The organism is Salinimicrobium oceani (assembly GCF_012037645.1).
In genome coordinates, this window is record NZ_JAAVJR010000857.1 from 1 (window position 1) to 401 (window position 401).

Below are 401 nucleotides of genomic sequence, written 5' to 3' on the forward strand. Positions count from 1 at the left end.
TTACTGGCAGGCTTTTTACTGCTGTTCGAAGTGCTGTTGAGGTTTACGGTGTTCAGGAGTTTTGTATAAAAATATTAGAAGATGTTTCTGTTAGAAGATAAAACATACTTATGGTTACTGGTAGGCATCCCGGTCATTGTGCTGCTGTATGCCCTGGTGGTCTTTTGGCAAAAACGTACCCAGCGAAAATTCGCAGATAAAGAACTTTTAGACAAGTTAAGCCCCAACCGTTCCACGGGAAAACAGGTGATGAAGATCATCCTGCTGTGCCTTGCCATCAGCAGCTTTGTCATTGCGCTGGTGAATCCGCAGTTTGGCACAAAATTGGAAACCGTCAAAAGGGAAGGAGTTGATGTGGTCTTCGCAGTAGACGTTTCTAAAAGTATGCTGGCCGAAGATAT

1 protein-coding gene is annotated in these 401 nt (G+C 43.9%); it reads left to right on the plus strand.

What is annotated here, in order from left to right:
* Positions 1 to 81: 81 nt before the first annotated feature.
* A partial coding sequence (locus HC175_RS19740; RefSeq protein WP_209310130.1) for a BatA domain-containing protein occupies positions 82 to 401 on the plus strand: 320 nt, incomplete at its 3' end.